This is a genomic window from Paracoccus subflavus, assembly GCF_004310345.1.
Lineage (GTDB): Bacteria > Pseudomonadota > Alphaproteobacteria > Rhodobacterales > Rhodobacteraceae > Paracoccus > Paracoccus subflavus.
Map to the genome: position 1 here is coordinate 507635 of NZ_SISK01000001.1, position 26497 is coordinate 534131.

Annotated in this window: 27 protein-coding genes, 1 tRNA gene and 1 riboswitch; of the genes, 16 read left to right on the forward strand and 12 right to left on the reverse strand. The window is 66.0% G+C overall.

Features of this window, described 5'->3' with window-relative positions; genetic code table 11:
* Positions 1-70 precede the first annotated feature (70 nt).
* The 4 genes from EYE42_RS02550 to EYE42_RS02565 all read left to right on the forward strand — a co-directional run bounded on the left by EYE42_RS02550 (position 71) and on the right by EYE42_RS02565 (position 3508).
* Positions 71-1216: an acyl-CoA dehydrogenase family protein gene (locus EYE42_RS02550; RefSeq protein ID WP_130989718.1), complete on the forward strand. Its 1146-nt coding sequence runs from the start codon at positions 71-73 to the stop codon at positions 1214-1216.
* Positions 1217-1237: 21 nt separating this feature from the next.
* Entirely contained in the window at positions 1238-2245 is a 1008-nt protein-coding gene (locus EYE42_RS02555) for a 3-hydroxyisobutyryl-CoA hydrolase (protein WP_130989719.1), read from the forward strand.
* The gene (mmsB, locus tag EYE42_RS02560; protein ID WP_130989720.1) at positions 2242-3126 is read left to right on the forward strand and encodes a 3-hydroxyisobutyrate dehydrogenase; all 885 of its coding nucleotides are present in this window, start codon (positions 2242-2244) and stop codon (positions 3124-3126) included. The genes EYE42_RS02555 and mmsB overlap by 4 nt, the downstream gene beginning before the upstream one ends.
* A gap of 70 nt (positions 3127-3196) precedes the next feature.
* Positions 3197-3508 carry a hypothetical protein gene (locus tag EYE42_RS02565; RefSeq protein ID WP_130989721.1) on the forward strand — a complete coding sequence of 104 codons (312 nt, stop codon included), beginning with the start codon at positions 3197-3199 and terminating at the stop codon, positions 3506-3508.
* A gap of 12 nt (positions 3509-3520) precedes the next feature.
* On the opposite strand, the gene EYE42_RS02570 is transcribed toward EYE42_RS02565, so the two are convergent.
* Positions 3521-3594 (reverse strand) — tRNA-Gly (locus EYE42_RS02570).
* 40 nt (positions 3595-3634) lie between these two features.
* Entirely contained in the window at positions 3635-4087 is a 453-nt protein-coding gene (locus EYE42_RS02575) for a nucleoside deaminase (protein ID WP_130989722.1), read from the reverse strand.
* Positions 4088-4196: 109 nt separating this feature from the next.
* Between EYE42_RS02575 and EYE42_RS02580 the strand changes: the two genes are divergently transcribed.
* Positions 4197-5669, forward strand: a complete 1473-nt coding sequence (locus EYE42_RS02580; protein ID WP_130989723.1) for a pseudouridine synthase — start codon at positions 4197-4199, stop codon at positions 5667-5669.
* A 42-nt stretch (positions 5670-5711) separates the two neighbouring features.
* Here EYE42_RS02580 and hemP read toward each other — a convergent pair whose 3' ends face one another.
* Together hemP and EYE42_RS02590 are read right to left on the reverse strand one after the other, a co-directional pair.
* Positions 5712-5888, reverse strand: a complete 177-nt coding sequence (gene hemP, locus EYE42_RS02585; RefSeq protein WP_130989724.1) for a hemin uptake protein HemP — start codon at positions 5886-5888, stop codon at positions 5712-5714.
* Positions 5889-6013: 125 nt separating this feature from the next.
* Positions 6014-6913 carry a zinc ABC transporter substrate-binding protein gene (locus EYE42_RS02590; RefSeq protein ID WP_130989725.1) on the reverse strand — a complete coding sequence of 300 codons (900 nt, stop codon included), beginning with the start codon at positions 6911-6913 and terminating at the stop codon, positions 6014-6016.
* 85 nt (positions 6914-6998) lie between these two features.
* Between EYE42_RS02590 and EYE42_RS02595 the strand changes: the two genes are divergently transcribed.
* The 6 genes from EYE42_RS02595 (at position 6999) to EYE42_RS02620 (ending at position 10510) form a co-directional block, all read left to right on the forward strand.
* A complete protein-coding gene (locus EYE42_RS02595) occupies positions 6999-7511 on the forward strand; it encodes a Fur family transcriptional regulator (protein WP_130989726.1) in 513 nt (170 codons plus the stop codon).
* On the forward strand, positions 7508-8272 hold the full coding sequence (locus EYE42_RS02600) for a metal ABC transporter ATP-binding protein (RefSeq protein WP_130989727.1): 765 nt from the start codon (positions 7508-7510) through the stop codon (positions 8270-8272). Before EYE42_RS02595 ends, EYE42_RS02600 begins: the two co-directional genes overlap by 4 nt.
* Positions 8272-9057 (forward strand): metal ABC transporter permease, encoded by a 786-nt coding sequence (locus tag EYE42_RS02605; protein WP_130989728.1) that lies wholly within the window; start codon positions 8272-8274, stop codon positions 9055-9057. The genes EYE42_RS02600 and EYE42_RS02605 overlap by 1 nt, the downstream gene beginning before the upstream one ends.
* 196 nt (positions 9058-9253) lie before the next feature.
* Positions 9254-9484: a hypothetical protein gene (locus tag EYE42_RS02610; protein ID WP_425466550.1), complete on the forward strand. Its 231-nt coding sequence runs from the start codon at positions 9254-9256 to the stop codon at positions 9482-9484.
* Between the two features lie 130 nt (positions 9485-9614).
* Positions 9615-10013 (forward strand): AAA+ family ATPase, encoded by a 399-nt coding sequence (locus EYE42_RS02615; protein WP_130989730.1) that lies wholly within the window; start codon positions 9615-9617, stop codon positions 10011-10013.
* Positions 10014-10030: 17 nt separating this feature from the next.
* Positions 10031-10510 carry a pyridoxamine 5-phosphate oxidase gene (locus EYE42_RS02620; RefSeq protein ID WP_130989731.1) on the forward strand — a complete coding sequence of 160 codons (480 nt, stop codon included), beginning with the start codon at positions 10031-10033 and terminating at the stop codon, positions 10508-10510.
* A 99-nt stretch (positions 10511-10609) separates the two neighbouring features.
* On the opposite strand, the gene lpdA is transcribed toward EYE42_RS02620, so the two are convergent.
* The 3 genes from lpdA to queA form a co-directional block, all read right to left on the reverse strand.
* Positions 10610-12001: a dihydrolipoyl dehydrogenase gene (gene lpdA, locus EYE42_RS02625; protein WP_130989732.1), complete on the reverse strand. Its 1392-nt coding sequence runs from the start codon at positions 11999-12001 to the stop codon at positions 10610-10612.
* Between the two features lie 69 nt (positions 12002-12070).
* The gene (locus EYE42_RS02630) at positions 12071-13324 is read right to left on the reverse strand and encodes an MFS transporter (RefSeq protein WP_130989733.1); all 1254 of its coding nucleotides are present in this window, start codon (positions 13322-13324) and stop codon (positions 12071-12073) included.
* Between the two features lie 77 nt (positions 13325-13401).
* Positions 13402-14448, reverse strand: coding sequence for a tRNA preQ1(34) S-adenosylmethionine ribosyltransferase-isomerase QueA (queA, locus tag EYE42_RS02635; protein ID WP_130989734.1), 1047 nt, complete (start codon positions 14446-14448; stop codon positions 13402-13404).
* A 119-nt stretch (positions 14449-14567) separates the two neighbouring features.
* Here queA and EYE42_RS02640 point away from each other — a divergent pair, with 119 nt between their 5' ends.
* Both EYE42_RS02640 and bfr read left to right on the forward strand, forming a co-directional pair.
* Positions 14568-14861: a (2Fe-2S)-binding protein gene (locus EYE42_RS02640; protein ID WP_130989735.1), complete on the forward strand. Its 294-nt coding sequence runs from the start codon at positions 14568-14570 to the stop codon at positions 14859-14861.
* Positions 14809-15294: a bacterioferritin gene (gene bfr, locus EYE42_RS02645; protein WP_130989736.1), complete on the forward strand. Its 486-nt coding sequence runs from the start codon at positions 14809-14811 to the stop codon at positions 15292-15294. The genes EYE42_RS02640 and bfr overlap by 53 nt, the downstream gene beginning before the upstream one ends.
* Before the next feature lie 9 nt (positions 15295-15303).
* Here bfr and EYE42_RS02650 read toward each other — a convergent pair whose 3' ends face one another.
* Positions 15304-15978, reverse strand: a complete 675-nt coding sequence (locus tag EYE42_RS02650) for an HAD hydrolase-like protein (protein WP_130989737.1) — start codon at positions 15976-15978, stop codon at positions 15304-15306.
* A 122-nt stretch (positions 15979-16100) separates the two neighbouring features.
* Here EYE42_RS02650 and glmU point away from each other — a divergent pair, with 122 nt between their 5' ends.
* Positions 16101-17444 carry a bifunctional UDP-N-acetylglucosamine diphosphorylase/glucosamine-1-phosphate N-acetyltransferase GlmU gene (gene glmU, locus EYE42_RS02655; protein ID WP_130989738.1) on the forward strand — a complete coding sequence of 448 codons (1344 nt, stop codon included), beginning with the start codon at positions 16101-16103 and terminating at the stop codon, positions 17442-17444.
* Positions 17444-19261: a glutamine--fructose-6-phosphate transaminase (isomerizing) gene (gene glmS, locus EYE42_RS02660; RefSeq protein ID WP_130989739.1), complete on the forward strand. Its 1818-nt coding sequence runs from the start codon at positions 17444-17446 to the stop codon at positions 19259-19261. Before glmU ends, glmS begins: the two co-directional genes overlap by 1 nt.
* A 36-nt stretch (positions 19262-19297) precedes the next feature.
* Here glmS and EYE42_RS02665 read toward each other — a convergent pair whose 3' ends face one another.
* Together EYE42_RS02665 and EYE42_RS02670 are read right to left on the reverse strand one after the other, a co-directional pair.
* The gene (locus EYE42_RS02665; protein ID WP_130989740.1) at positions 19298-19771 is read right to left on the reverse strand and encodes a 6,7-dimethyl-8-ribityllumazine synthase; all 474 of its coding nucleotides are present in this window, start codon (positions 19769-19771) and stop codon (positions 19298-19300) included.
* Positions 19772-19846: 75 nt separating this feature from the next.
* Positions 19847-19978, reverse strand: a riboswitch (FMN riboswitch).
* Between the two features lie 44 nt (positions 19979-20022).
* Positions 20023-22971: a hybrid sensor histidine kinase/response regulator gene (locus tag EYE42_RS02670; RefSeq protein ID WP_130989741.1), complete on the reverse strand. Its 2949-nt coding sequence runs from the start codon at positions 22969-22971 to the stop codon at positions 20023-20025.
* A 153-nt stretch (positions 22972-23124) separates the two neighbouring features.
* On the opposite strand from EYE42_RS02670, the gene EYE42_RS02675 reads away from it, so the two are divergent.
* Complete coding sequence (locus EYE42_RS02675) at positions 23125-24789, forward strand: thiamine pyrophosphate-dependent enzyme (RefSeq protein WP_130989742.1); 1665 nt, start codon at positions 23125-23127, stop codon at positions 24787-24789.
* Here EYE42_RS02675 and EYE42_RS02680 read toward each other — a convergent pair.
* Together EYE42_RS02680 and tatC are read right to left on the reverse strand one after the other, a co-directional pair.
* Positions 24786-25625 (reverse strand): ATP-binding protein, encoded by an 840-nt coding sequence (locus EYE42_RS02680; protein WP_130989743.1) that lies wholly within the window; start codon positions 25623-25625, stop codon positions 24786-24788. The two genes, EYE42_RS02675 and EYE42_RS02680, sit on opposite strands and share 4 nt — an antisense overlap.
* Positions 25622-26497 (reverse strand): twin-arginine translocase subunit TatC, encoded by an 876-nt coding sequence (gene tatC / locus EYE42_RS02685; RefSeq protein WP_246020556.1) that lies wholly within the window; start codon positions 26495-26497, stop codon positions 25622-25624. Before tatC ends, EYE42_RS02680 begins: the two co-directional genes overlap by 4 nt.

The window sequence follows — 26497 nt, forward strand, 5'->3', positions numbered from 1 at the left end:
CTTGCCAGAAGGCGGCATTCCGGGTTCAAATGAACAATCGTTCAATTCATCGTCCAGAGGAGGGTCGGGCATGGATTTCGCACTGACCGATGAACAGGCGGCCATCTTCGACATGGCGCGCGATTTCGGCCGGACGCGCATCGCCCCCCATGCCCGCGACTGGGAGGATGCAGGCACGATCCCCCGCGAACTGTGGGCCGATGCGGCCGAACTGGGCCTGGGCGGGATGTATGTATCCGAGGATTACGGCGGCACCGGCCTGTCGCGGCTGGATGGCACCCTGGTGTTCGAGGCCCTGGCGATGGCCTGCCCGTCCGTCGCGGCCTTTCTGTCGATCCACAACATGTGCGGCGGCATGATCGACAGGTTCGGGTCTGACGCCTTGAAAGACCGCTGGCTGCCCGGCCTGTGCAGGATGGAAACGATCTTTTCCTATTGCCTGACCGAACCGGGCAGCGGGTCGGATGCCGCCGCCCTGCGCACCCGCGCGGATCGGACCGGCGAGGGCTGGCGGCTGAACGGGACCAAGGCCTTCATCTCGGGCGGGGGGTATTCCGACGCCTATGTCGCCATGGTCCGCACCGGCGGCGACGGGCCGCGCGGCATCAGCGCGATGGTCGTGCCGGACGGCGCCCCCGGCCTGTCCTTTGGGGTGCCGGAACACAAGATGGGCTGGCGCGCCCAGCCTACCGCGCAGGTCCAGTTCGACGACTGCGAGGTGCCCGCCGACAACCTGCTGGGCGAGGAAGGGCGCGGCTTTGCCTATGCCATGGCGGGGCTTGACGGGGGGCGGCTGAACATCGCCGCGACCGCATTGGGCGGCGCGCAGGCGGCGTTGGACGCCACGCTGGTCTATATGGGCGAACGCCGCGCCTTTGGCCAGAACCTCGACCAGTTCCAGGCCTTGCAATTCCGGCTGGCCGACATGGAAACCGCGTTGCAATCAGCCCGCATCCTGCTGCGCCAGGCGGCATGGAAGCTGGACACCGGGGCGCCGGATGCCACCCGGTTCTGCGCCATGGCCAAGCTGCACGTGACCGACCGCGCCTTTGACGTGGCGAACGGCTGCCTGCAACTGCATGGCGGATACGGCTATTTGGCCGACTACGGGATCGAGAAGATCGTGCGCGACCTGCGCGTCCATCAGATCCTGGAAGGCACAAACGAGATCATGCGCCTGATCGTCGCGCGGGCGATGCTGGCCGAACGGGGGTAACATGCTGACCGAAGGGACAAGATGGCAGACCTGAACATCCGCAAGGCGGGCCGCGCCGGGCGCATCACCTTTACCCGGCCCCAGGCGCTGAACGCGCTGACGCATGACATGGCCCTGTCGATCCATCGCGCGCTGAACGGCTGGCGCGACGATCCCGATGTGGCCTTGGTCGTCATCGACGCCGAAGGCGAGCGGGCCTTTTGCGCGGGCGGCGACATCGCGGCGATCTATCGCGCCGCGCTGGCCGGCGATCATGCCGTCGGGCAACGATTCTTTGCCGACGAGTACCGCATGAACGCGGCCATCGCCGATTATCCGAAACCCGTCACGGCCTTCATGGGCGGCTATGTCATGGGCGGGGGCGTGGGCGTGGGCGGCCATGCCAGCCACCGCATCGTCGGCGACACGACGCAGATCGCCATGCCCGAATCCGGGATCGGCCTGATCCCCGACGTGGGCGGAACCTGGCTTTTGTCCCGCGCACCGGGGCATATCGGCGAATACCTGGCCCTGACGGGCGCGCGGATGCGGGCGGGCGATGCGATCCTTGCGGGCTTTGCCGACATCTACCTGCCCGAGGATCGCTGGCCCGGCCTGATCGCCGGGCTTGAGGAAACGGGCGACACCTCCCTGATCCGGGGCGAGGCCCCGGCACCCGCGCCTCTCAGGGACCGCGACCTGTCCGCCTTTGCGGGGGCCGACCTTGCCGCCGTGATCGACGCCCTGACCGAGGATGGCGACGCCCGGACCATCAATGTGCTGTGGGGCAATTCCCCCCTGTCGATGGAAGCGGGGCTTATCATGGTTCGCGCCGCGCGGAACGACCGGCGGATGCAGCACTCGCTGGCCCGCGAATACCGGTTTACCCATCGCGCGACGCAGCACAGCGACTTTCTGGAAGGCGTGCGTGCCCAGATCATCGACAAGGACCGACGCCCGCAATGGAAGGCCGATGCCGGCCCCGGCCATGTGGCGGCCATGCTGGCGCCGCTGGGGCCGGACGAACTGACATGGGAGGATCGGACATGAGGGTCGCGTTCATCGGACTGGGCAACATGGGCGCGCCCATGGCCCGCAATCTGCATGAGGCCGGACACCCGGTCACGGGCTTTGACACCGCCGCCCGCCCCGAGGGGCTGGCCCTGGCCGACAGCGCCGCCGCCGCCGTGGCGGATGCCGATGCGGTCATCACCATGCTGCCCAACGGGGACATCCTGCGCGCCGTGGCCGGTCAGGTCATCCCCGCGATGAAGCCGGGCGCGGTTCTGTGCGATTGTTCCACCGTCGATGTGGACAGCGCCCGCGCGGTGGCCGACCAGGCGCGGGCAGCGGGGCTGGAGGCCCTGGACGCCCCGGTTTCGGGCGGGATCGGCGGGGCGCAGGCGGGCACGCTGACCTTTATGGTCGGTGGTTCGGATCAGGCCTTTGCGACCATGCGGCCGCTGTTCGACATCATGGGCCAGAAGGCCGTCCATTGCGGCGACAGTGGCGCGGGGCAGGCGGCCAAGATCTGCAACAACATGATCCTGGGGGTCACCATGATCGCCACATGCGAGGCGTTTGCCCTGGCCGATCGTCTTGGCCTCGACCGGCAAAAGATGTTCGACGTGGTGTCCACCTCGTCAGGGTCGAGCTGGTCCCTGAACAGCTATTGTCCCGCGCCGGGGATAGGGCCGAAATCGCCCGCCGACAACGGCTATCGCCCCGGTTTCGCCGCCGAGCTGATGCTCAAGGATCTGGATCTGTCGCAGACCGCCGCCGCAGCCGTGGCGGCCGAGACGCCCATGGGCAATCTGGCCCAGCGCCTTTACCGGCAGTTCGTGGATCACGAAAACGGCCGGGGACGCGACTTTTCGGCAATACTGACACGTTTCGTTGAAAAAGACCCCGAGAACGGCGGAACTGCCTGATCGAGGGGGAACCCGCACGGCCCGCCGCATGTTGGTTTTTCGCACAGGAAGAGAGCTGCAAGAGCCTGCCATGATCCCGAAACCCGCCATGATCGCGACCGCTGTTGCCGGGGTCATCGCTGTTGCGCTGACCGCCAGCTTTGGCCTTCAGGCGCAGGGAACGCCGGCCACGCCCCCCCGGATCGAGGCGCCCCGGCTGATGCCCGGAGATGTGCTCCGGGCCGATCAGGTCCGTATCATCGAGAACCCCGGCCAATACGGTCTTGGGTCGGGCGTGCGCGGCAGCCGCTATGCCATTGCCGAAGGTCACCTGATCCGCATCGGCCCCAAGAGCCTGCGGGTCCAGTCGGTCATCCGCACCAAGGTCAGGCCGGTGGACTGATCGGAAAAGGGTTGGAGCGGGTGATGGGAATCGAACCCACGTATTCAGCTTGGAAGGCTGCTGCTCTACCATTGAGCTACACCCGCATGGGGACGATATAGGCGAGGCAGCCAGCAGGCGCAACCGTCAACGGCGCGCCTGAAAAAACCCTTGCAGGATCGCGCGGGCATCGTCCGCAGCAATCCCGCCATAGACATCGGGACGATGATGGCACTGGGGATGGTCGAAAACCCGCGCGCCGTGGTCCACTCCGCCCATCCGGGGGTCGCTTGCCCCATAATACAGCCGCCCGATCCGCGCGGCCGAAATGGCCGCGGCGCACATCGGGCAGGGCTCCAGCGTCACCCACAGGTCATGGCCCGGCAGGCGTTCGGACCCTGCGGCGCGACAGGCGGTCCGGATCGCCAATACTTCGGCATGGGCCGTCGGGTCCGATAATTCGCGCGTGCGGTTGCCGGCTGCCGCCACGACCCGGCCCGCCGGGTCCACGACCACCGCCCCCACCGGCACCTCACCCCGCAGGGCGGCGGCCCTTGCCTGGTCCAGGGCCAGCGCCATATGAGAAACGAAAGGGCTCATGCGCCGGTTGTCGCAGGGGCCTTGCCGGCACGCAAGCCGCCCTTTCCACGCTCCCGCGCATCCGCTAGAAGCGCGGTCTTGCCACCGCAGCGATGCGCAGGAGATCGTCATGACCGAAGAAACTACCCCCCCCTCAGCGGATCAATCCGCGGACCGCATCGCCAAGGTGATGGCCCGCGCAGGCGTCGCCAGCCGCCGCGAAGCCGAGCGGATGATCCTGGAAGGTCGGGTCACGGTGAACGGAAAGAAGATCGACAGCCCCGCCTTGGACGTGCTGGCCGGCGATCGCATCACCGTGGACGGCAAGCAACTGGACGAACCCCAAGAAACGCGGCTGTGGCTGTATTACAAGCCGCTGGGGCTGGTGACGACTGAATCCGACGAAAAGGGGCGGCAGACGGTGTTCGATGCCCTGCCCCGCGACCTGCCGCGCGTGATGACGATCGGGCGGCTTGACCTGACATCCGAAGGACTGCTGCTGCTGACCAACGACGGCGAGCTGAAACGGCGGCTGGAACTGCCCTCGACCGGCTGGCTGCGGCGTTATCGCGTGCGGGTGAACGGCACGCCCAGCGACATGACCTTTGACCCCCTGCGCCGCGGCGTGACCATCGACGGCGAGGATTTCGCCCCCATGGAGATCAAGCTGGACAGCCAGCAGGGTGCGAATGCCTGGTTGACCGTCGGAATCCGCGAAGGCAGGAACCGCGAGATCCGCCGCGCCATGACCCATGTGGGCCTGCAGGTGAACCGCCTGATCCGCATCGGATACGGTCCCTTCAAGCTGACCGGCATGGAAAAGAACGAGGTGGTCGAGGTCAAGCGCCGCGTGCTGCGCGACCAGTTGGGCGGCCTGCTGACGGGCGATGACACCGCCCCCAAGGACCGCGCGATGCGCCCCCGCGGGGCCGAAGGGCCGCGCCGCGAGGAGGGAGAGCGTCGCGGTCCCCGGCCCGAGGGCGAAGGCCGCTTTGCCCGCAAGCCCGGTCCCCCGCGGGGCGACGGCGACCGCCCTGCCCGATCCTGGTCCGGTCGGCCCGGCAAGCCCCACCCCGGCGGGGCCGGCGACGAAACCCGACCGCGTTTCGGGGCAAAATCCGGCGCCCCTCGCGACGACACCGACCGTCCTGCGCGGCCCTGGGCCGGCAAACCCCGCGCGGAAGGGGCCGACCCGCGGCCTCGTCCCGCCAAGCCTGCGCGCAAGGACTGGGGCGGCGACCGGCAAAGCGGCGCCGAGACCCCGCGCGGCGAACGTTCGGAAAGCGGGCGCGCTTTCAAGCCCCGCCGTGATGGCGACGGGCCCGACCGCGCGCAGGGCTTCAAGGGGCGGGGCGCTGCCAAGCCGGACGGCTTGGGGCCGCGCAAGGACGGCAAGCCCGCCGGGGAACGCAGTTCCAAACCGCAAGGCGGCGGCAAGCCGAGAGCCGACAAGGCGGGGGGCGGCCGGGCCTTCGGCAAGCCGGGCGGGTCAAGGCCCCCGGCAGGGGCGCCCGGCGGCAAGCCCCGGTCCGGCGACGCGCCGCGCGGACGCCCCGGTGGCGGCAAACCGGGCGGCCGCCCCCAGGGCAAGCCACAGCGTTGAGCCGGACAGGGCCGCCAACCCCATCGGCGGCCCTGTCCAGGCTCACTTGGTCAGGATCAGCTTGCCCGCGCGGGTAATGCGCAACTGATAGATCTGTTCGTCCAGAATGATGAGAGCCTGATTCCCGCCTTTTGTCAGGGCCGTGGCATCATGCTGGGGAATGCGCGCCAGAACGCTGGCACCAGGCTGCTGGAATTCTGCGGGACGTATTGCGGTCATGGTTGCCTCATGGATTTCGTGATCTCCTGAAAAACTGACAAATTACATCGGGATTGTCAAAGCAAAAGAGTCAGAAATTCAGAGCCGCTCATGGGGTTCAAGAAAACCTGATTTATCGCAAGGCATTAGGACTCAGACAGGCATGTCGTCAGGGTGTCCGCGATGCCTGTCATCAAATCGGCATACAGATCTTCCCCTGCCGATCCGCTTCCTTCGGGCGACAGTTCGCCCGCCATGCGGATGCCGGTTCCCTCGGTGATGGCGCCGATTGCCCTCGGATCGCTTGCATATTCCGGAAAGGCGCAGACCGCGCCGGATTCGGCAATCCTGTCGCGGATCGCGCTCAGCCGTGCAGCCGAGGGCGTGGAGGCATCGCCCAGCGACACCGGGATGGCAGGCTTCAGGCCGAAATGGTCGGTGAAATAGCCATATGCATCGTGAAAGACGACAAAGCTTTTGTCCGCATGGGGGGCCAGTCGCGATTGCAGGTCGCGGTCCAGGCTGGCGATCCGATCCGCAGCCGCCTTGGCGTTCGCGGCATAGGTGTCGCGTTTTTGCGGATCTGCCTCGCCCATGATTTCGGCAATCGCCGCCAGCCAGACCCGCGCATTGTCCGGGTCGAGCCAGGCATGAGGATCGGTCGCATTCTCGTGATCATCATGGCCCTGGTCATCATGGCCCTGATCGTCGTCATAGGCGCGCAGATGTGTTCCGGCGACTTCCAGCAGGCGCAGTTGCGCGATATCGCCCGCCAGCGTCGCCGCTGCTCGATCCAGCCAGGGGGTCAGTTCCGGCCCCGTCCAGACCAGCAGGTCTGCTTCTTGCAGGCTCTGGGCATCGGATGGGCGCATCTGATGGTGATGCGCGCTGGCGCCCTGCGGCAGCAGAACCCGAACCTCCCCCTCCGCGTCCATTACTTGCAGCACCAGCGATGCGGTGACGGGCGTATCCGCCACCACCTGGATAGATTGCGCCCAGGCCGGAACCGCCGTCAGGAATGCAAGAATGGAAAGCAAAAGACGCATGGGATGTCCTTTCGTTGGATTGCGGACCCGTCCTTGCCCTGTTATGTGATAACACGTCAATAGAAATGTAATAAGGTAACACGCGTTGCCCGAACCGCTTGAGCCCGAACCGCTTGAATCAGTCCCCGCAGCATTTGCCCCTCATGACCACCGCGCCTGTGAAACCCGTGTCCTGGACGAGGCTGCGGATCGGCTGGCGGAGCTGGGCGGCCGCCTGACACCGGTGCGTCGCCGGACGCTGGAAATCCTGTTGGAATCCCATCGTGCCATGGGCGCTTATGAGGTGCTGGACCGGCTGGCGACCGAAGGCTTTGGCCGACAGCCGCCGGTCGCCTATCGGGCGCTGGAATTTCTGGTGGAACACGGCCTGGCCCATCGGTTGCAGCGCCTGAACGCCTTTGCCGCCTGCCTGCATCCCGGCCGCGACCACGCCCCCGCCTTTCTGATCTGCCGGGCCTGCGATGCGCTGGCCGAACTGCCCGCGGCGCCCGTTCGGGCGGCGCTGGCAGACCTTGCCGCCGACACGGGCTTTATCATCGAACGCGCCACCATCGAGGCGGTCGGCCTTTGCCCTGTCTGCGTCAAGGCCGCCGCATGAGTGCCCTGATCGAGGCCCGCAACCTGACCATCCACCGGACTGGCAGCACCGAGCCGGTCCTGCGCGATGTCGATTTCCGCATCCTTTCGGGCGAGATCGTGACCGTCCTGGGGCCAAACGGATCGGGAAAATCCTCGCTGGTGCGCGCTTTGCTGGGTCATCTGCCGCTGGCGGCGGGCCGCATCACGCGCCGCCCCGACCTGCGCGTCGGCTATGTTCCCCAGCGGATGCAGTTCGAGACGGCCATCCCCATGACCGTGCGACGTTTTTTGTCCCTGCCCCGCCGGATCGGCGACGATGCTGCGGCCCTGGTTCTGGCCCGCACCGGGGCCGACGGGATGCAATCGCGCCAGATGACGCAGCTTTCGGGCGGCCAGTTCCAAAGGGTGCTTCTGGCCCGCGCGCTGCTGCACGACCCGCACCTGCTGGTCCTCGACGAGCCGACGCAGGGTCTGGACCAGCCGGGCATCGTCGCCTTCTATCGTCTGATCGAGGAGGTGCGCCGACAGACCGGGGCAGCGGTGCTGATGGTCAGCCATGATCTTCTGGTGGTGATGCGGGCATCCGATCGCGTGGTCTGCCTGAACGGCCATATCTGCTGCGAGGGTTCGCCCGACCATGTCAGCGGCGCCCCGGAATACCGCGCCCTGTTCGGGACGGGGGCCGAGGGCACCCTGGCCCTTTATCGTCACCATCATGATCACGACCATGACGGCGATGAAGCCTGCGATCGTCACCATCACCCTGCCGGGGCATCCTGATGCTGGACGATTTCTTTGTTCGCGCCATGCTGGCCGGGCTGGGGGTGGCGGCGGTCGCCGGTCCCCTGGGCAGCTTCGTCGTCTGGCGGCGCATGGCCTATTTCGGCGATTCCACCGCCCATGCCGCGATTCTGGGCGTGGCGGTCAGCCTGGCCTTCAATATCTCGGTCTATGCGGGCACGATGCTGATCGCGCTGGCCATGGCCTTGGCGGTATCGGCCCTGGTGACCCGGGGGCAGGCCATGGACACGATGCTGGGGGTGCTGTCGCATTCGGCCCTTGCGGTCGGTCTGGTGGCGATCAGCTTTGTGCCCCAGGCGCGCTCTGACCTGTCGGCCTATCTGTTCGGCGATATCCTGTCGGTCGGGCGTGGCGATCTGGCGCTGATCTGGACGGGGGCAGCAGGGGTGCTGGCTGTCGCGCTGTGGCGTTGGCAGCGCCTGCTGACCGCTACGGTGTCCGAGGATCTGGCCATGGCCTCGGGGATCGACCCCCGGGTCGAGCGGATCGTGCTGTCTCTGGGCCTTGCGGTTGTGGTGGCCTTGTCGATTCGCGTGGTCGGTTCGCTGCTGATCTCGGCGCTGCTCATCATTCCCGCCGCGACCGCGCGCGGATTGTCGCGCACGCCCGAGTGGATGGCAGGCATGGCCACGCTGATTGCCGGCCTTGCGGTGATGGTCGGCCTGACCGCCAGCCTGCATCTGGACACGCCGGCAGGGCCATCCATCGTGACGGCTGCGGCAGGGATCTTTGGCCTGACCCAGGCGTTCCGCCGCAATCCGTAGCAGGATTGTCACACCCCCGGAATGCGCCCCGCAGAACCCGGAACCAAGGGCTGCGGGGGGTGTTGGCCAATATGCAACAGTCTGCAAAGACCCGCGACGGATTTGAATTGATGCGCCTTTCAAACAATCCGGGAGTATGCAACTGTCGCCTCGATGTTGCCGGTGACGGCAGCCTTCAACGAAACGGAGCATGATCATGACCAAATTCGCTACCTTTGCTGCCGCTCTCGGCCTGACCGCCTCGTCGGCTCTGGCCGGTGGCTATGTCGCCCCCGTCGTCGACGTCGAACCCGTCGTCGTGGAAGAGCGTCCCGCCTCGACCAATGCCGGCCTGGTGGTTCCGGCCCTGCTGCTGCTGGGCGTCATCGCCGCCGTCGCTTCTGACGACGACGACTCCCCGGACGCGACCCCCGGCGAAGAAGACTGATTTCCAGCGGAGCCTCGGTTCCGTCAGGATCAGGGCTGGTCTTCGGACCGGCCCTTTTCGTTGTGCTCGACACAGCACGCCTCCGGGCCTAGCATGGATCGTGCAAGGGTTTCCTGTCCGGGGGGACATCATGGAACGATTGCTGATCCTGACATTGCTGGCCATGCCCGTACCCGCGGTTGCCCAGTCCGAGGTCGAGGACGGGCTTGGCCTGGTCGAACGCGGCCTTGGCATCATTGCCGAAAACCTGCGCAACGAATTCGGCCCCGATCTTGACCAGTGGGCCCAGGACATGGGGGTTGCCCTGTCCGACATGGCGCCGATGCTGCGCGATCTGGCCGTGCTGGTGGACGATCTTGGCCATTACGAGATGCCCGAGCGTCTGGAAAACGGCGATGTGCTGATCCGGCGCAAGGCCGATGCCCCGCCCCCGCCGCCGCTGGGGGATCTGCCGGGCGGTGGCGATGGCCCCTCGCCCGCCCTTCCCGATGTTCCGGTCGATCCCGACCAGCCGGAAATCCAGCTTTAGCCGGCGGTGTCCCGGACATGGCCGCCACGCCCCTTCGCCCCACCGATGAGGATGCACGTCGGTCCGCGCGGGGGATGCTGGCCGTCATGCGCCACGCCACCCTGGCCGTCAACGACCCCCAGACCGGCCACCCGCATCTGTCGCGCATTGCTTGCCAGCCCGATGCCGGCGGCCTGCCGCTGGCGCTTTTGTCCGGGCTGGCCGTGCACAGCCGCATTCTGACCCTGGACCCTCGGGCCGCGCTGTTGATCGAAGCGCAGCGGGATCGCGGCGATCCGATGACCTGGCCGCGGTTGTCGTTGCAGGTTGTGGCCAGGATGGTGCCCCGCTCGGAAACCCTGCGGCGGCGCTGGCTGGCCGCGCATCCCAAGGCGGCGGTGTTCATCGACCTGCCGGATTTCCGGTTCTGGCGGCTTGAACCGCAGTCAGGCCTGCTGAATGCCGGCTTCGGATCGGCCTTTCGCCTGACATCCGCCGATCTGACGACCTGTCCATGAGGAACGCCAAGCCTCTTGTCGCAGCAGGGCCGACGGCAAGGTGCGGGTTCGGGCCGGGACAATAGGGCAAACGATGCCGACAGGGGGCCCGACCGGACTTCAGAAGTGGATTGCCCGGCCATAGGCGTCCAGCACCGCCTCGTGCATCATCTCGGACAGGGTCGGATGGGGAAAAACGGTTTCCATCAGTTCCTGTTCCGTCGTTTCCATCTGACGGCCGATGACATAGCCCTGGATCAGTTCCGTCACCTCGGCGCCGACCATGTGCGCGCCCAGAAGCTCGCCGGTCCTGGCGTCGAACACGGTCTTGATCATGCCCTCGGGCTCGCCCAGTGCGATGGCCTTGCCATTGCCCATGAAGGGGAACCGGCCGACCTTGACCTCGTGGCCCAGTTCCTTGGCCTTGGCCTCGGTCAGGCCCACCGAGGCGACCTGCGGATGGCAATAGGTGCAGCCCGCGATGGACGACGGCCTGACCGGGTGCGGATGCCCGCCGGCGATCAGTTCGGCCACCATGACGCCTTCGTGGCTGGCCTTGTGCGCCAGCCAGGGCGCGCCGGCGACATCGCCGATGGCATACAGTCCCTCGACTCCGGTACGGCAGTATTCGTCGGTCAGGACATGGGTGCGGTCCACCTTGACGCCCAGATCCTCCAGCCCCAGGTTTTCCACGTTGCCGACAATGCCCACGGCGGAAATCACCGTGTCGAAATCCTGCGTTTCGGTCTTGCCTCCGGTTTCGATGTGAGCGGTGACAGTGACGCCCTTGCGGTCCAGCTTCTTGACCGTGGCCTTTTCCAGGATCGTCATGCCCTGCTTGACGAAAGCCTTCCTGGCAAAGGCGCTGATCTCGGCATCCTCGACGGGCAGCACGCGGTCCATCACCTCGACCACCGTGGTGTCGGCGCCCATCGTGTTGAAGAAGCTGGCGAATTCGATGCCAATGGCGCCCGATCCGATGACTAGAAGCCGCTTGGGCATATGCGGCGGCACCAGTGCGTGCTTGTAGTTCCAGACCAGCTTGCCGTCCGGCTCCAGCCCCGGCAGTTCGCGGGCGCGGGCGCCGGTGGCCAGGACGATGTTCCTGGCGGTCACCTCCTCGGTGCCCTTGTCGGTCTTGACGCTGACCTTGCCCGGCGCCGTCAGCCGCGCCTCGCCCATGATGGTCGTGACCTTGTTCTTCTTGAACAGATGGCCGATGCCGCCGGTCAGTTGCTTGGCGACGCCGCGCGACCGCTGCACGACCTTGTCCAGATCGAAGCCGATGCCCTGCGCGGACAGCCCGAAATCCTTGGCACGGTGCATCAGGTGGAACACCTCGGCCGACCGCAGCATCGCCTTGGTCGGGATGCAGCCCCAGTTCAGGCAGATGCCGCCCAGATGCTCGCGTTCGATGCAGGCCACCTTCAGGCCCAGTTGCGCACCCCGGATCGCGGCGACATAGCCGCCGGGTCCGGCACCGATCACCACCATGTCGAAATTCTGGGCCATGAGGCTGTTCCTGTCTGCTGTCGATAGTTCAGCGTTAAACCATCGTGCCGGGGCCGACAAGCAGGGCAGTCATGCCGCCGGGCGGTCCACGGGGGGCGTCTGGCGTTCGTCCAATGCGGCCTCGACCGCGACGGTCGTGGCGCTTGGCGCGATGACGGCATAGTTGCCCTGCTCCTCGGGGGTCAGGGCGCGGCGACGCGTCGTGCGCCAGCCGGCATAGACCGTCAGAAGCGCCAGCAGCGCCAGCATATGTATCCAGAATCCGTCGGGCCCCAGCACCTCCATCAGCCAGCCGGTGATGAGCGGCCCGCCCATCGACCCGATCCCGTAGATGAATAGCAATCCCGCCGAGGCCGAGGCCATGTCCGCCTGGTCCAGATAGTCGTTGGTATAGGCCAGAAGCAGCGCATAGATCGGATTGGCGATCCCGCCCATCAGCGCCCCGGCAATCACCAAGCCCAGGATGCCGGGCTGTGCCGCCACCACGATCACTCCTGTCGCGGTGCCGACCGCCGCAAGCAACAGCACCAGCCTGCGCCGGTCATAGCGATCGGAAATCCAGCCGATCGGATATTGCAGCACCAGACCACCCGCATAGCTGGCCGCGACGAAAGCCGAAATCTGGGCCACCGACAGCCCGACCGCGGCCCCCCAGACCGACGACATGCCCGACAGCGCCGCAAAAACCCCGCCCATCAGGAAGATCCCCACGCAGCCCAGCGGCGAGGCGCGGTAAAGGCGCGCAAAGCTCATCCGCTTGATGGTCTGGAAGGGCGGCGCCTGCTGGCGCGACAGAAGGATCGGCATGAAGGCCAGCGACACCATGACCGACGCGATGATGAACAGCAGGTATCCCCCCGGATCGCTGGTGTTCAACATGGCCTGTGCCGTGACGATGCCCAGCAATTGCACGATCATGTAGGCTGACAGCGTCCGGCCGCGATTCTCGTTCGTCGATCCGGCGTTCAGCCAGCTTTCGGACGTGATATAGACGCCGCAAAAGCAATAGCCGATGATCATCCGTAGCACCGTCCACCAGATCCAGTTCGGCTCGACCGCATAAAGCACCAGGACGGACGAGATCATCGAGCCCAGGGCGGCGAAGACCCGGACATGGCCCACGTTCTTGATCAGGCGCGGCACGGTCAGGCTGCCCAGCAGAAAGCCCGCGAAATAGCCCGACATGACCACGGACATCTGCAGGGTCGGAATCCCTTCCAGCCCGCCGCGAATGCCCAGCAGCGTGCCCTGCATCCCGTTGCCAACCATCAGCAGCAGGATGCCCAGGAACAGGGGCCATGTGCTTCGCAAAACGGAAATCATCGCAGTTTGTCTCATGTCAGGCGGGAACGCCCCGGTTGTGGCCGATCCGGGCAGGAACGGCTATCGGGAAACCGACCTCAGGGGATCAGCAGCGACGCATCGCCATAGCTGAAGAACCGATAGTTCTGCCGGACGGCATGGTCATAGATGGCGCGGATGCGGTCCTGCCCCATCAGCGCCGACACCAGCATCAGCAGCGTCGATTTCGGCAGGTGGAAATTGGTCATCAGCCCGTCGGTCACGCGAAAGCGATAGCCCGGATAGATGAAGATGTCGGTGGTTCCCCGGAACGGCTGCATCCGCCCGTCCGGGCCGGCCGCCGATTCGATCAGGCGCAGCGCCGTGGTGCCAACCGGGATGATGCGCCGCCCCTGGGCCCGCGCGCGGTTAATGGCCTCGGCGGCGTCTTGGCCGACCTCGCCCCATTCGGCATGCATCCGGTGGGTGGTCACGTCCTCGACCTTGACGGGCAGAAAGGTGCCGGCGCCCACATGCAGGGTGACATGGACGAATTCGATCCCCATCGCAGCCAGCCGGCCCAGCAGGGCGGCGTCGAAATGCAGGCTGGCGGTCGGTGCCGCGACCGCGCCCTTTCGTTTCGCCCAGACGGTCTGGTAATCCTGGTGGTCCTGTGCGTCCGGCGGTCGCAGTGCGGCGATATAGGGCGGCAGCGGCATCGCCCCCACCTGCGCCAGCGCGGCATCGAAGGCGTCGCCCTGGGCATCGAAACGCAGGCATACCTCGCCCCCGGCGATCGAGACGACCTCGGCCGACAAGGCGTCGCCGAACCGGATCGCCTCTCCTGCCCGCAGCTTTCGCAGGGGTTTGGCCAAGGCCCGCCAGCCGTCGGGGACGGGCTCCAGCAGCGTGACCTCGATTGCAGCGGTGGCATCGCCCTGCGGCGTGGCACGGGTGCGGCTGCCCCGGAGACGTGCGGGAATGACCTTGGTGTCGTTCAACACCAGAACGTCGCCTGCCCGCAGGATGCCCGGCAGGTCGGATACCCGCCGGTCGGCGATCCCCTCTCCTTCGGCCAGCAGCAGGCGCGCAGCCGTGCGGGGGCGGGCGGGCCGCGTGGCGATCAGCGCGGGCGGCAGGTCGAAATCGAAATCGGTCAGCTTCATGGCCGCGCTTCTGCGTCCGCCTGTCCTTCTGGTCAAGACGCCGCCGGCATCTTAGCAAAAAAGTCGGCTTTACTTTCCTGACAGATTCGCTAGCTTTCCGGCGAACCAGGAGCCCTGCGATGATCGTTTGCCATTGCACGCAAATTTCGGACCACGATATCCGGGCGGCCATCGACTGGATGCGCGCCGCCGATCCCCAGACGATCATCACGCCGGGCAAGATCTACCACGCGCTTGGCCGACGCGCGGATTGCGGCGGATGCATGCCGCTCTTTCTGGACACCATGCGCGACTGCGATAATCTGGGCGTAGCCCCGCCGATTTTGCGGGTGAAATCAGGTATTGCAAAGGATATGCACCATGAAGGGCGACGCAAAGGTCATCGAGTATCTGAACGCAGCGCTGCGGTCTGAACTGACTGCGGTCAGCCAGTACTGGCTTCATTACCGGCTGCAGGAAGACTGGGGCTTTGGGCGCATCGCTGACAAGTCGCGCGAAGAATCCATCGAAGAGATGCATCACGCAGACCGCCTGATCCAGCGAATCATCTTTCTGGAAGGGCATCCCAACCTGCAAAAGCTGGACCCGCTGCGGATCGGGCAGACTCTGCGCGAAACGCTGGATGCCGATCTTGCCGCCGAACACGAGGCGCGGACTCTGTACCTGGAGGCGCGCGAATACTGTTCCAGCATCAATGACCAAGTGTCCAAGTCCTTGTTCGACGACCTGATCAAGGACGAGGAAGGTCATATCGACTTTCTGGAAACGCAGATCCATCTCTACGAGACCATCGGCGCCCAGAACTATGGCCACCTCAATGCCAAGCCCGCCGACAAGGCGGAATAGGACGAGGGGCTATCCCAGCCAGTCCCGCGCCAGGTCGGGCAATTCGTCGAAATGCCCGATCAGGGCATCCGGGGCCAGGCGGGAAATCGCCTCGCCCTCGGGTCCGAAGGACACCAATGCGACCCGGACCCCGGCCGCCGCGGCCGTCTTGCGGTCGGTTTCGGTATCACCGACCAGAAAGGATGCGGCGACATCGCCCCCCGCACGTTCGACTGCTGCGCGATAGGGGCGCGGATCGGGCTTGCGCACCGGCAGCGTATCGGCGGCGACCAGCGCGGCAAAACGGTTCCTGACCCCCAGGGCGGTCAGCAGCGTCTCGGCAAGACCTTGGGGCTTGTTGGTGCAGACGGTCATGATGTGCCCATCGGCCAGCAGCCGGTCCAGCGCATCCTCGACCCCCGGATACAGGCGGGTATGGACGGCGATATTGCGGCCATAGTAATCCAGCAGGCGGGGGTAATCCTCGTCCTCGGCCCCCGGCGGCAGCAGCAGATCGCCTCCCATCCGGCCATAGCCCGCGCGCAACATCGCCCGCCCGCCGTGGAACGCCGTCAAGGCATCCACCGTCGGGTCCAGCGCCACGTCGATGCCGCGCGCCGCAAAGCAGGCGTTTGCCGCGGCGATCAGGTCGGCCGATGTGTCCGCCAACGTGCCGTCCAGGTCAAAGACCACCGTTCCCGCCATGCCTGCCCCTTTTCGTTTTCGCAACGATCCGACACCAAAGGTGAACGCGCAGGGCTTTTCCCTGCGCCCTGCCCCGATTAGAACGCCAGGCAGGAAATGAAAACAGGCGACAAGGGGCGGGCATGTCCGACAAACCGGTGGCGATCGTGGTTCTGGCGGCCGGCCAGGGCAGCCGGATGCAATCCGACCTTCCCAAGGTGCTGCACCGGCTGGGGGGCGTCCCGCTGGTCGGCCATGCCCTGGCCGTGGCGCGCACGCTGGAACCCGAACAGGTCATCGTGGTCGCGGGCCACGGCGCCCATCATGTGACCCGTGCCGTGGGCAGGATCGATCCCGACGCGCGGATCGTGCTGCAGCCCGAACAGCTTGGCACCGGCCATGCGGTCCGTCAGGCGCTGCCGGAACTGGAGGGATTCGAGGGGAAAGTGATCGTCCTGTACGGCGACACCCCCTTTATCAGCGAGGAAACCCTGGCCGCCCTGGCCGCCCATCCCGCCGATCTGGTGGTGCTGGGCTTCGAGGCCGAGGATCCGGGCCGTTATGGCCGTCTGATCGTCAGCGCGCGCGGCCTTGAACGCATTGTGGAGTACAAGGACGCCGATGCGGCGACCCGCAACATCGCGCTGTGCAACTCGGGGGTGATGGCGCTCGAGGCCGCGTTGCTGCGGCAACTGATCGTGCGGCTGGGCAACGACAACGCCTCGGGCGAATATTACCTGACCGACCTCGTGGCCCTTGCACGGGCCGAAGGGCGCCGCGCCGATGTCGTGACCTGTGACGAATCGGAAACCCTTGGCATCAACACCCGTGCCGAACTGGCCTCGGCCGAGGCGGTCTTTCAGGACCGGGCCCGCCGGCAGGCCCTGGAAAACGGCGTGACCCTGTGCGATCCGGCAACCGTCTGGTTCGCCCTGGACACGGTGATCGGCCGCGATGCGGTGATCGGCCAGAACGTCATCTTTGGCCCCGGCGTGACGGTGGAATCCGGTGCCGAGATCCTGCCCTTCTGTCATCTGGAAGGCTGCCATGTCTCGGCGGGGGCGACCGTCGGGCCGTTCGCGCGGCTGCGTCCCGGCGCCGAACTGGGCAGCGACGTTCACGTCGGCAACTTCGTGGAAATCAAGAATGCCGTGCTGGACGAAGGCGTCAAGGTCGGCCACCTGACCTATCTGGGCGATGCCCATGTGGGCGAACACACCAATATCGGCGCCGGCACCATCACCTGCAACTACGACGGCGTGATGAAGCACCGGACCGAGATCGGCGCCCGTGCCTTTATCGGCAGCGACACCATGCTGGTGGCCCCGGTGCGCGTCGGCGACGACGCCATGACCGGATCGGGCTCTGTCGTCACCCTGGACGTGCCCGACGGCGCACTTGCGCTGGGCCGGGCGCGTCAGGACAACAAGCCCGGCCTTGCCCTCCGCCTGATGGCGGCCTTGCGCGCGAAAAAGGAGGCACGCTGATGTGCGGCATTATCGGAATCCTCGGCTCTCACGAGGTATCGCCGCAACTGGTCGACGCGTTGCGTCGGCTGGAATACCGGGGCTATGACAGCGCGGGGGTGGCCACAGTCGATGCCGGCGGCCGGCTGGACCGGCGTCGCGCGGTGGGCAAGCTGGTCAACCTGTCCGACCGGCTGGTCCATGATCCCCTGCCCGGCCACATCGGCATCGGCCATACCCGCTGGGCCACCCATGGCGCCGCGACCGAGGTGAACGCCCACCCCCACCAGTCGGGCCGCGTGGCGGTGGTCCACAACGGCATCATCGAGAATTTCCGCGACCTGCGCGCCGAGCTGGCCGAACACGGCATCCAGCCGCAATCCCAGACCGACACCGAAACCGTGGCGCTGCTGACTGCGCATCACATGGACGCGGGCCTGTCCCCGGTCGATGCCGCCCGCAAGACGCTGGCCCGGCTCAACGGCGCCTTTGCCCTGGCATTCCTGTTTGAGGGCGAGCACGATCTGATGGTTGCCGCGCGAAAGGGCAGTCCCCTGGCCATCGGCCATGGCACGGGCGAGATGTTTTTGGGGTCCGACGCCGTGGCGCTTGCGCCCTTTACCGACCGGATCACCTATCTGGAGGACGGCGACCACGCCGTCCTGACCCGCGCGGGCGTGCAGGTCTTTGACGCCGATGGCAACCAGACCCATCGGGCCGAGGCGCGGATCGACACCGGTTCGACCGCCATCGACAAGGGCGGCTATCGCCATTTCATGGCCAAAGAGATCGCCGAACAGCCGGTGGTGATCGGGGATGTTCTGAACCATTACATCAAGAACGACCGGATCGTGTTGCCGGACGGCCTGGATTTCAGGGACGTGGACCGCCTGTCGCTAGTCGGCTGCGGCACGGCGCATCTGGCGGGCCATGTGGCGAAATACTGGTTCGAACAGTTGGCGGGCCTGCCCTGCGACATCGACGTGGCGTCCGAGTTCCGGTATCGCGAACCGCCCTTGTCGCCCCGAAGCTGGTTCATCGCCGTCAGCCAGTCGGGCGAGACGGCCGACACCCTGGCGGCGCTGCATTACGCGCGCGGACGGATTGCGCGCACGGTGGGACTGGTGAATGTCGGCACATCGGCGATCGCGCGCGATGCCGACATCGCCCTGCCCACCCTTGCGGGGATCGAGGTCAGCGTTGCATCCTCCAAGGCGTTTACCTGCCAGTTGACGGTGCTGGCGATCCTGGCGCTGAAGGCGGCCCATGACCGGGGGCGCCTTGACGACGACGCGCTTGGCCGCCATCTGGAAGACCTGCGCAGCATTCCCGGCCTGATGCAGCAGGCGCTGAACCTGTCAGACGATTGCCGGACGCTGTCGGAATGGCTGTCGCAGGCCCGCGACGTGCTGTTTTTGGGCCGGGGCGCGCTGTATCCGGTGGCCCTGGAAGGGGCGCTGAAGCTCAAGGAACTCAGCTATATCCATGCCGAGGGTTATGCGTCGGGCGAACTCAAGCACGGCCCGATCGCGCTGATCGACCGGGACGTGCCGGTGATCGTGCTGGCGCCGCATGACGCGCTGTTCGAAAAGACCGTATCGAACATGCAGGAGGTGATGGCCCGTCACGGCCCGATCCTGCTGTTGTCTGACGACGCGGGATTGGCCTCGGCCAGCCACGGGACGCAGGCGGTGCTGCGGATGCCGTCGGGCGGCGGCGCGTTCCAGCCGATCCTGTATGCGATCCCGATGCAGTATCTGGCCTATCACACGGCCGTCGCCAAGGGCACCGACGTGGACCAGCCCCGCAATCTGGCGAAATCGGTCACGGTGGAATAAGAAAGGCGCGCGGGCAGCCCCCGCACGCCCATACCGTCAGGCAACGCTGGCGCGGCCCTCGGCGGCAATGCGCGCATCCAGTTCCAGAACCTGATGCACGGCATTCGCCGCCTCGGCCCCTTTCTTGACGAAGTGGTCGCGGTAGAAGCCGGTCAGCAGGTCCGTTTCCTGGTAATTGTGCGGCGTCAGCGAAACCGAAAAACACGGCACGCCGGTTTCCAGCCCGACGGTCATCAGGCCGTTCACGACGGCGCCCGCCACGAAGTCATGGCGATAGATGCCGCCATCGACGACCAGCGCGGCGGCGACCACGGCGTCAAATTTGCCGGTCTGGGCCAGCTTCTTGGCCAGCAGCGGCATCTCGAACGCGCCGGGAACGTCATAGGCCACCACCTCGGCACCGGGCATGAGCTTCTTCTGTTCGGCCAGAAAGCCTTCGTGGGCACGGTCAACGACATCGGAATGCCAGCGGGCCTTGATGAATGCGATACGGGGGGTCTTGTGGGTCATCTTTCAGGAACCTTACGTTAGCTTGCGTACGGTCCCAGGACACGAGCCATGACCGCCCTTGGGAAAGGACGCGGCCACGGTTCTCTTTCATCCAGACTATACTGTCGGCCCCGGAGTTTCACCGGATCTGCTGACCCCTTCGTTTCCGAAGGGCGCTCGCGGGCTGTGACCGCCGGTGGGGAATTGCACCCCGCCCTGAGAACATTCCATAAATAACAGTCAAGGCCGCGTTCGCCAAGGGGGCTTTGGAATTATTGACGCCGCGCCATGGCCTCGGCTACGGCCCTGTGCAATTGATCCTCGCCATAGGGCTTGCACAGCAGAACCGCCTGTGGGGGGCAATCGGGGGGCAGCGCGCTGTCGCCCGTGGCATAGACCACCGCTAGACCGGGGCGCATCCCGACGGCCTGCCGGGCCAGATCGTTTCCATTCATGTCGGGCAAGCCCAGGTCGGTCAGCAGCAGGTCGAAGGTTTCCTGGCCCAGGCTGGCCAGAGCGGGCGCCCCCTTGCCGGCCTGAACGACGCGGTGGCCGCCCTCCTCCAGCATGATGGCCGTGTCGGCGCGGATCAGCGAATTGTCCTCGACCAGCAGGATCGACAACGGACGGCCATCCGCGCCATCCTGATTCCCGTCCGGCTGGGAGGCAGAGCCGCCACCGCCTTCGGGGCGGGCCTGCCGGGCATTGGCGATGACATGGCGCAGGCGCCGGGCCAAGGCTTCGTGGGTATAAGGTTTTGACAGCAGTTCGATCCCCGGGTCCAGCCGACCGCCATGAACGATCGAATTCTCTGTATAGCCCGACGTGAACAGCACGCCCAGTCCGGGCAGGATCTCTTGCGCGCGCCGTGCCATGTCCCGGCTGGTCAGGGAACCCGGCATCACCACATCCGTGAACAGCACGTCGATATCCGCGCCGCTCTCGACAACCGCCAGGCCCGATTGCGCATCGCGCGCCGTCAGCACGCGATAGCCTAAGGAACCCAGAAGATCGACCACCGTGGTGCGCACGGCGTCGTCATCCTCGACCACCAGAACGGTTTCGCTGCCCCCGAGGATGGGTCCGGTATAGCGCGGCAGGTCCGGCTCTTCCTCGGCATCCGCTCGGGGCAGATACAGGCGAATGGTGGTGCCCTGCCCCGGCTCGCTGTAAACGGCCACATGGCCGCCCGACTGCTTGACAAAGCCATAGACCATCGACATGCCAAGACCCGTTCCGCGACCCTCGGGCTTGGTGGAAAAGAACGGATCGAAGATCCGCGCCACGATATCGCCGCTCATGCCGCAGCCGGTGTCGGTCACGGCCACCATCACGTAATCGCCCGCCGTGACATCCCCTGCGACCGTGGCATAATCCTGGTCAAGCTGGGTGTTCATCATCTCGATGGTCAGGCGGCCGGGGCCATTCATGGCGTCGCGGGCATTGATCGCCAGATTGAGAAGCGCGCTTTCCAGTTGGGCGCGATCCACGCAGATGTTCCACAGATCCGCCGGCACGATCACCTGCACGTCGATCGTCTCGCCTAGGGACCGGCGCAGCATCTCGTCCATTTCGCTTAAAAGCCGGCCAGGCTGGATGACCCGGGGCTCCAGCGGCTGCCGTCGGCCAAAGGCCAGAAGCTGGCTGGCCAGCTTGGCGCCGCGCGCCACGGCGGTCAGGGCCTGGTCCACCCGCTGCCCGGCGCGGTCGTTGCCCGCCACATCGCGCGCCAGCATTTGCAGGTTTCCCGCGATCACCTGCAACAGATTGTTGAAGTCGTGGGCGACCCCGCCGGTCAACTGGCCCATCGACTCCATCTTCTGCGCCTGGTGCAGGGCGTGTTCGGTCTGGCGATGGCGCGCGACCTCGTCGCGGACACGGGCCTCCAGCGTTTCGTTCAACTGGCGCAACTGATCCTCGGCGCGCAGCCGATGAGCGATCTGACGCTGCATATCCTCGGCCTGGGCCTGCAATTCGGCCTCGCCCAGACGCCGGTCAGTGATGTCGGTATGGACACCGACCCATTCCACGATTTCGTCGCGATGATCCAGCATCGGCACCGCGCGGACGGCAAAGACCCGGTATTCCCCATCGGCGCGGCAGACGCGGTGTTCCCATTCAAAGGTTCTCCGCGCGGCGACTGCGCGTTCCCATGCGTCGACGGTGGCCTGCCGGTCGTCGGGGTGAATGGCCTGCGACCAGCCATAACCCTGGCATTCATCGACGGTCTGCCCTGTCAGGGCGGTCCAGCCCCGCTGTTCGCCGGTCATCCGGCCATCAGGCCCGTTGGTCCACAGGATGCCATGCACCGCATCGACCGCCGCGCGGAACCGCTCATTGCTGTGGCGCAGGCTGGTCTCGATCTGCTTGCGGTCCTCGACATCGATCAGGATCATGTAGACGCCGTCGATCCGACCGTCGCCCGTCGTTCGCGGCAGGCAGCGCATTTCGAAGGTGCGTGGCCGATCGCCGGGCAACTGGACCACGGCATCGACATTCACCGTTTCCCCGTTCCGGGCGCGATGCAGCAAATCGTTGGTCGTAGCCGCCTGTTCTTCCCCCAGAACATCGGCAATCCGGCGGCCGAGAACCTGATCGAGCGCGACGCCGAATACCTCCAGAAAGCACCAGTTGGCAAAGCGGAAGACCAGCGTTTCGTCCAGAAAGGCCACCAGTATCGGCAGCGCGTCCGACAGGCGATACAGTTCGGCCCGGCTGTTGATCAGGGCCTGACGCGCCCGCACCGTTTCGGTGATGTCCAGAGCCGTGCACAATACACCGTCCACGTCGATGCCTGCCTCATCATGGATCGGGCTATAGAACAGATCCAGAATGACCTCTTCAGGTTGGCCGTTCCGGTTCAGCACGATGGGGTGTTCGCGAAAGGCCTGCACCTCGCCCCGCAGGCCGCGTTCCAGGACCGCCTTGTTGAAGTCCCACATTTCGGGCCAGATCTCGGGAACCCTGCCGCCCAAGGCGCGGGGGTGGTTATGGCCCACGATGCCGATAAAGGCGTCGTTGTAGATCACAACATGATCCGGCCCCCACATCAGCACCTGGGGAATGGGGGAATTGACCAGCGAATTGACGTTGACCCGCAGGTGCGGGGGCCAAGACCCGATCGGTCCCAAGGCCGTGCCGGCCCAGTCGAACCGGCGAACCAGATCGCCGCATATCCCCCCGTCCACGGGCCATGCGGGCACCGCCGCCTCAGTCGTCATTCGCGTCCCGCCGATCCGTGTCACCCGCGGAGGGCATGATTAAGCCTTATTCCGCAGCGCCGCAAGTTGCGACACAGGGGATTTTTGTTTACGCCCACAGGACCATGGTGCGGACCAGCCGGTCCAGAGGCCTGTCGCGGAAAAGGAGATCACATGGCACGCACGGGCGGGGCATTGGTGGTGGATTGCCTGATGGCGCTGGGCGCGACCAAGGCCTTCGGCATTCCGGGCGAAAGCTATCTGGCGGTGCTGGACGCGCTGCACGACACACAGGGGCGGCTGGATTTCGTGCTGTGCCGTCACGAAGGAGGCGCCTCCTTCATGGCGTCCGCCTGGGGCAAGCTGACGGGCAGTCCGGGCGTCTGCCTTGTGACGCGCGGCCCCGGCGTCACCAATGCCGCCATCGGCATTCACACCGCGATGCAGGACAGCGTGCCGATGCTGGTTCTGGTGGGCCAGGTCGGGACCGACATGACCGGGCGCGAGGCGTTTCAGGAAATCGACTATCCGGCGGTCTTCGGCAGCATGGCGAAATGGGCCGCCCAGATCGACCGGGCCGACCGCATTCCGGAAATCCTGGCCCGCGCCTGGAAGACCGCCACCACCGGGCGTCCCGGCCCCGTCGTGATCGCCCTGCCAGAGGATGTGCTGACCGCCGTCACCGATGCCCCGCCCCTGACCGGCCCCGCGCCCATCGCCGCCCCCGCGCCCCTGTCCCAGGCGATGGACCGGACGATGGCGATGCTGGCCGGCGCCCGGCGACCGCTGATCCTGACGGGCGGCGCGTCCTGGAGCGAGGCGGGCCGCGCCGCCCTGCAACGCTTTGCCGAGGCCTCGGACATCCCGGTTCTGGCGGCCTTCCGGTCCCAGGACGCCTTTGACAACCATTCGCCGGTCTATGCGGGCGAAGCGGGCGTTGGAATGCCGCCCCATGTGCGCCGCCTGATGGCGGAATGCGATGTGCTGCTGGCGGTCAATATCCGCTTTGGCGAGATGACGACCGACGGATACAGCCTGCTGAGGGTGCCGCAGCCCGAACAGGCGGTGATCCATGTCCATGCCTCGGACGCCGAGATCGGCAAGATCTATCAGCCCAGCCTGGGCATCCAGGCGGGGGCCGATGCCTTTGCGGCCCTGCTGCGCCCGGTGGCGGGCGGCTGGGCCGACTGGCGCAAGGCTGCGCGGCAGGGATACCTGTCCTCGATGCAGGCCCCCGCGCAGCCCTCGCCGGTGGACATGGTGGCGGTGATGGACCATCTGCGGGCCTGCCTGCCCGGCGATGTGATCGTCACGCATGGCGCCGGCAATTTTGCCGTCTGGCCCGACAAGTTCCTGTGCTATGGGGTCGATGCGCGGCTGCTGGCACCGCAGTCGGGGGCGATGGGCTATGGTCTGCCCGCGGCCATCGCGGCCCGCATCGCCCATCCGGGGCGCACGGTGCTGTGCTTTGCAGGCGACGGCGATTTTCAGATGACCTGCGCGGAACTGGCCACCGCCATGCAGGCGGGCGCCCAGCCCGTCGTGCTGGTTCTGAACAATGGCATCTACGGCACGATCCGCGCCCATCAGGAACGCCAGTATCCGGGGCGCGTGTCGGGCACCACCATGGTCAATCCCGATTTCGTGGCGCTTGCCAAAGCCTATGGCTTTCATGCCGAACGTGTTGCAGACACAAGGGATTTCCCAGCCGCCTTCGACCGCGCCCTGCAATCGAAAACGGGCGGCCTGCTGGATCTGGACATCGCGCCCGAGGCCCTGACCCCGCGCCAGACCCTGACCCAGATGCGCGAGGCGGCGTTGACCAAAGGGCCGGCCTAGACCGCGATCCCGTGCCGCCCGGCCAGGTCGGTAAAGAACTGCCAGGCGACCCGGCCCGACCGGGCGCCGCGCGTGGCCTGCCATTCGATCGCCTCGGCCCGCAGGGTGTCGGGCGCGACCGTCACGCCATAGGCTGCGCAATATCCCTCGACCATGGCCAGATATTCGTCCTGAGAACAGGGGTGAAAGCCCAGCCACAATCCAAATCGGTCGGACAGCGATACCTTTTCCTCGACCGCCTCGCCGGGGTGGATGGCGGTGGCGCGTTCGTTGTCGATCATGTCGCGCGGCATCAGGTGACGGCGGTTCGACGTGGCATAGAGGATGACATTGCCGGGGCGTCCGCTGATGCCGCCGTCCAGCACGGCCTTCAAGGATTTGTACTGCGTATCGTCGTGGCTGAAGGACAGGTCGTCTGCGAACAGCAGGAAACGCCGGCCGGCCTCATGCCCCAGGATCGCCAGCAGGCGTCCGACCGATCCCAGATCCTCGCGCGCGATCTCGACCAGAACCAGCGGCAGGTCCTGGGCCACCGCCTCGGCATGGACGGCCTTGACCAGGGACGACTTGCCCATCCCCCGCGCGCCCCACAGCAGGGCGTTGTTCGCGCCAAAGCCCCGCGCGAACTGCAAGGTGTTGTCCAACAGGATCTGCCGGGCGCGGTCGATGCCGATCAGTTGCATCAGATCCACCCGGCTGACCGTCTCCACGGCTTCCAGCCGATCGGGATCGGGATGCCAGACATAGGCTGCGGCCTCGGCAAAACTGGGAACCGGCACGGGCGGCGGGGCCAGACGCTCAAGCGCGTCGGCAATCCGCCCCAGCGTGTCGGTCATGCCTTTTCTTTCTCGTCATCCTCGTCCCACAGCCCGTCGGCACGCAGTTGGGCCTCGCGCCGACGCTCTATCCGGCGGATCAGATGGATCGAGATTTCGTAAAGACTGAAGATGGCCATGAAAAGGACGACCTGCGACATCACGTCCGGGCCGGGCGTCACCACGGCAGCCATCGTCAGGATGCCTACCACGGCATAGCGACGCATCGATTTCAGTCCCGCCGAGGATACCAGTCCGGCCTTGCCCATCAGAGTCAGCAGAACCGGCAACTGAAAGCTGAGACCGAAGGCAAGGATGAATTTGGTCGTCAGGGACAGGTATTCGTTCACCGACCCCTGAAAGACGATGCCCGCCATCGGGTTGTCAACCGGCGCAGCCCCGGCCGGATCGTCGGGCAATGTCAGCGGCCCCTGCTGGAAGCCCAGGAAGAAATCATAGGCCAGCGGCAGGATCGCATAATAGGCAAAGGCCGCGCCCACAAAGAACATCAACGGCGAAGCCAGCAGAAACGGCAACAGGGCAGCCTTTTCCTTGCGGTAAAGACCAGGAGCCACAAAACGCCACAACTGGTAGCCGATGATCGGGAAAGCAAGAATGAACCCCCCGAAGAACGAAATCCTGATGGCGACCAGAAACCCCTCTTGCAGCTTGACCAGGATCAGCCCGCATTCCTGACCGCGCGTTTCCAGGGCATTGCAGATAGGAAGCGTCAGAAAGTTGTAGATGGGGTTCCAGACGACATAGGACAGGCAGGTCGCCACGACGAAAGCCAGCAGCGACCACAAAAGGCGCGTGCGCAGTTCGGCCAGATGCTCGATCAGCGGGGCCGAACTCTCGTCGAGATCGTCCTGCGGTTGGGGTTTGGCAACCAC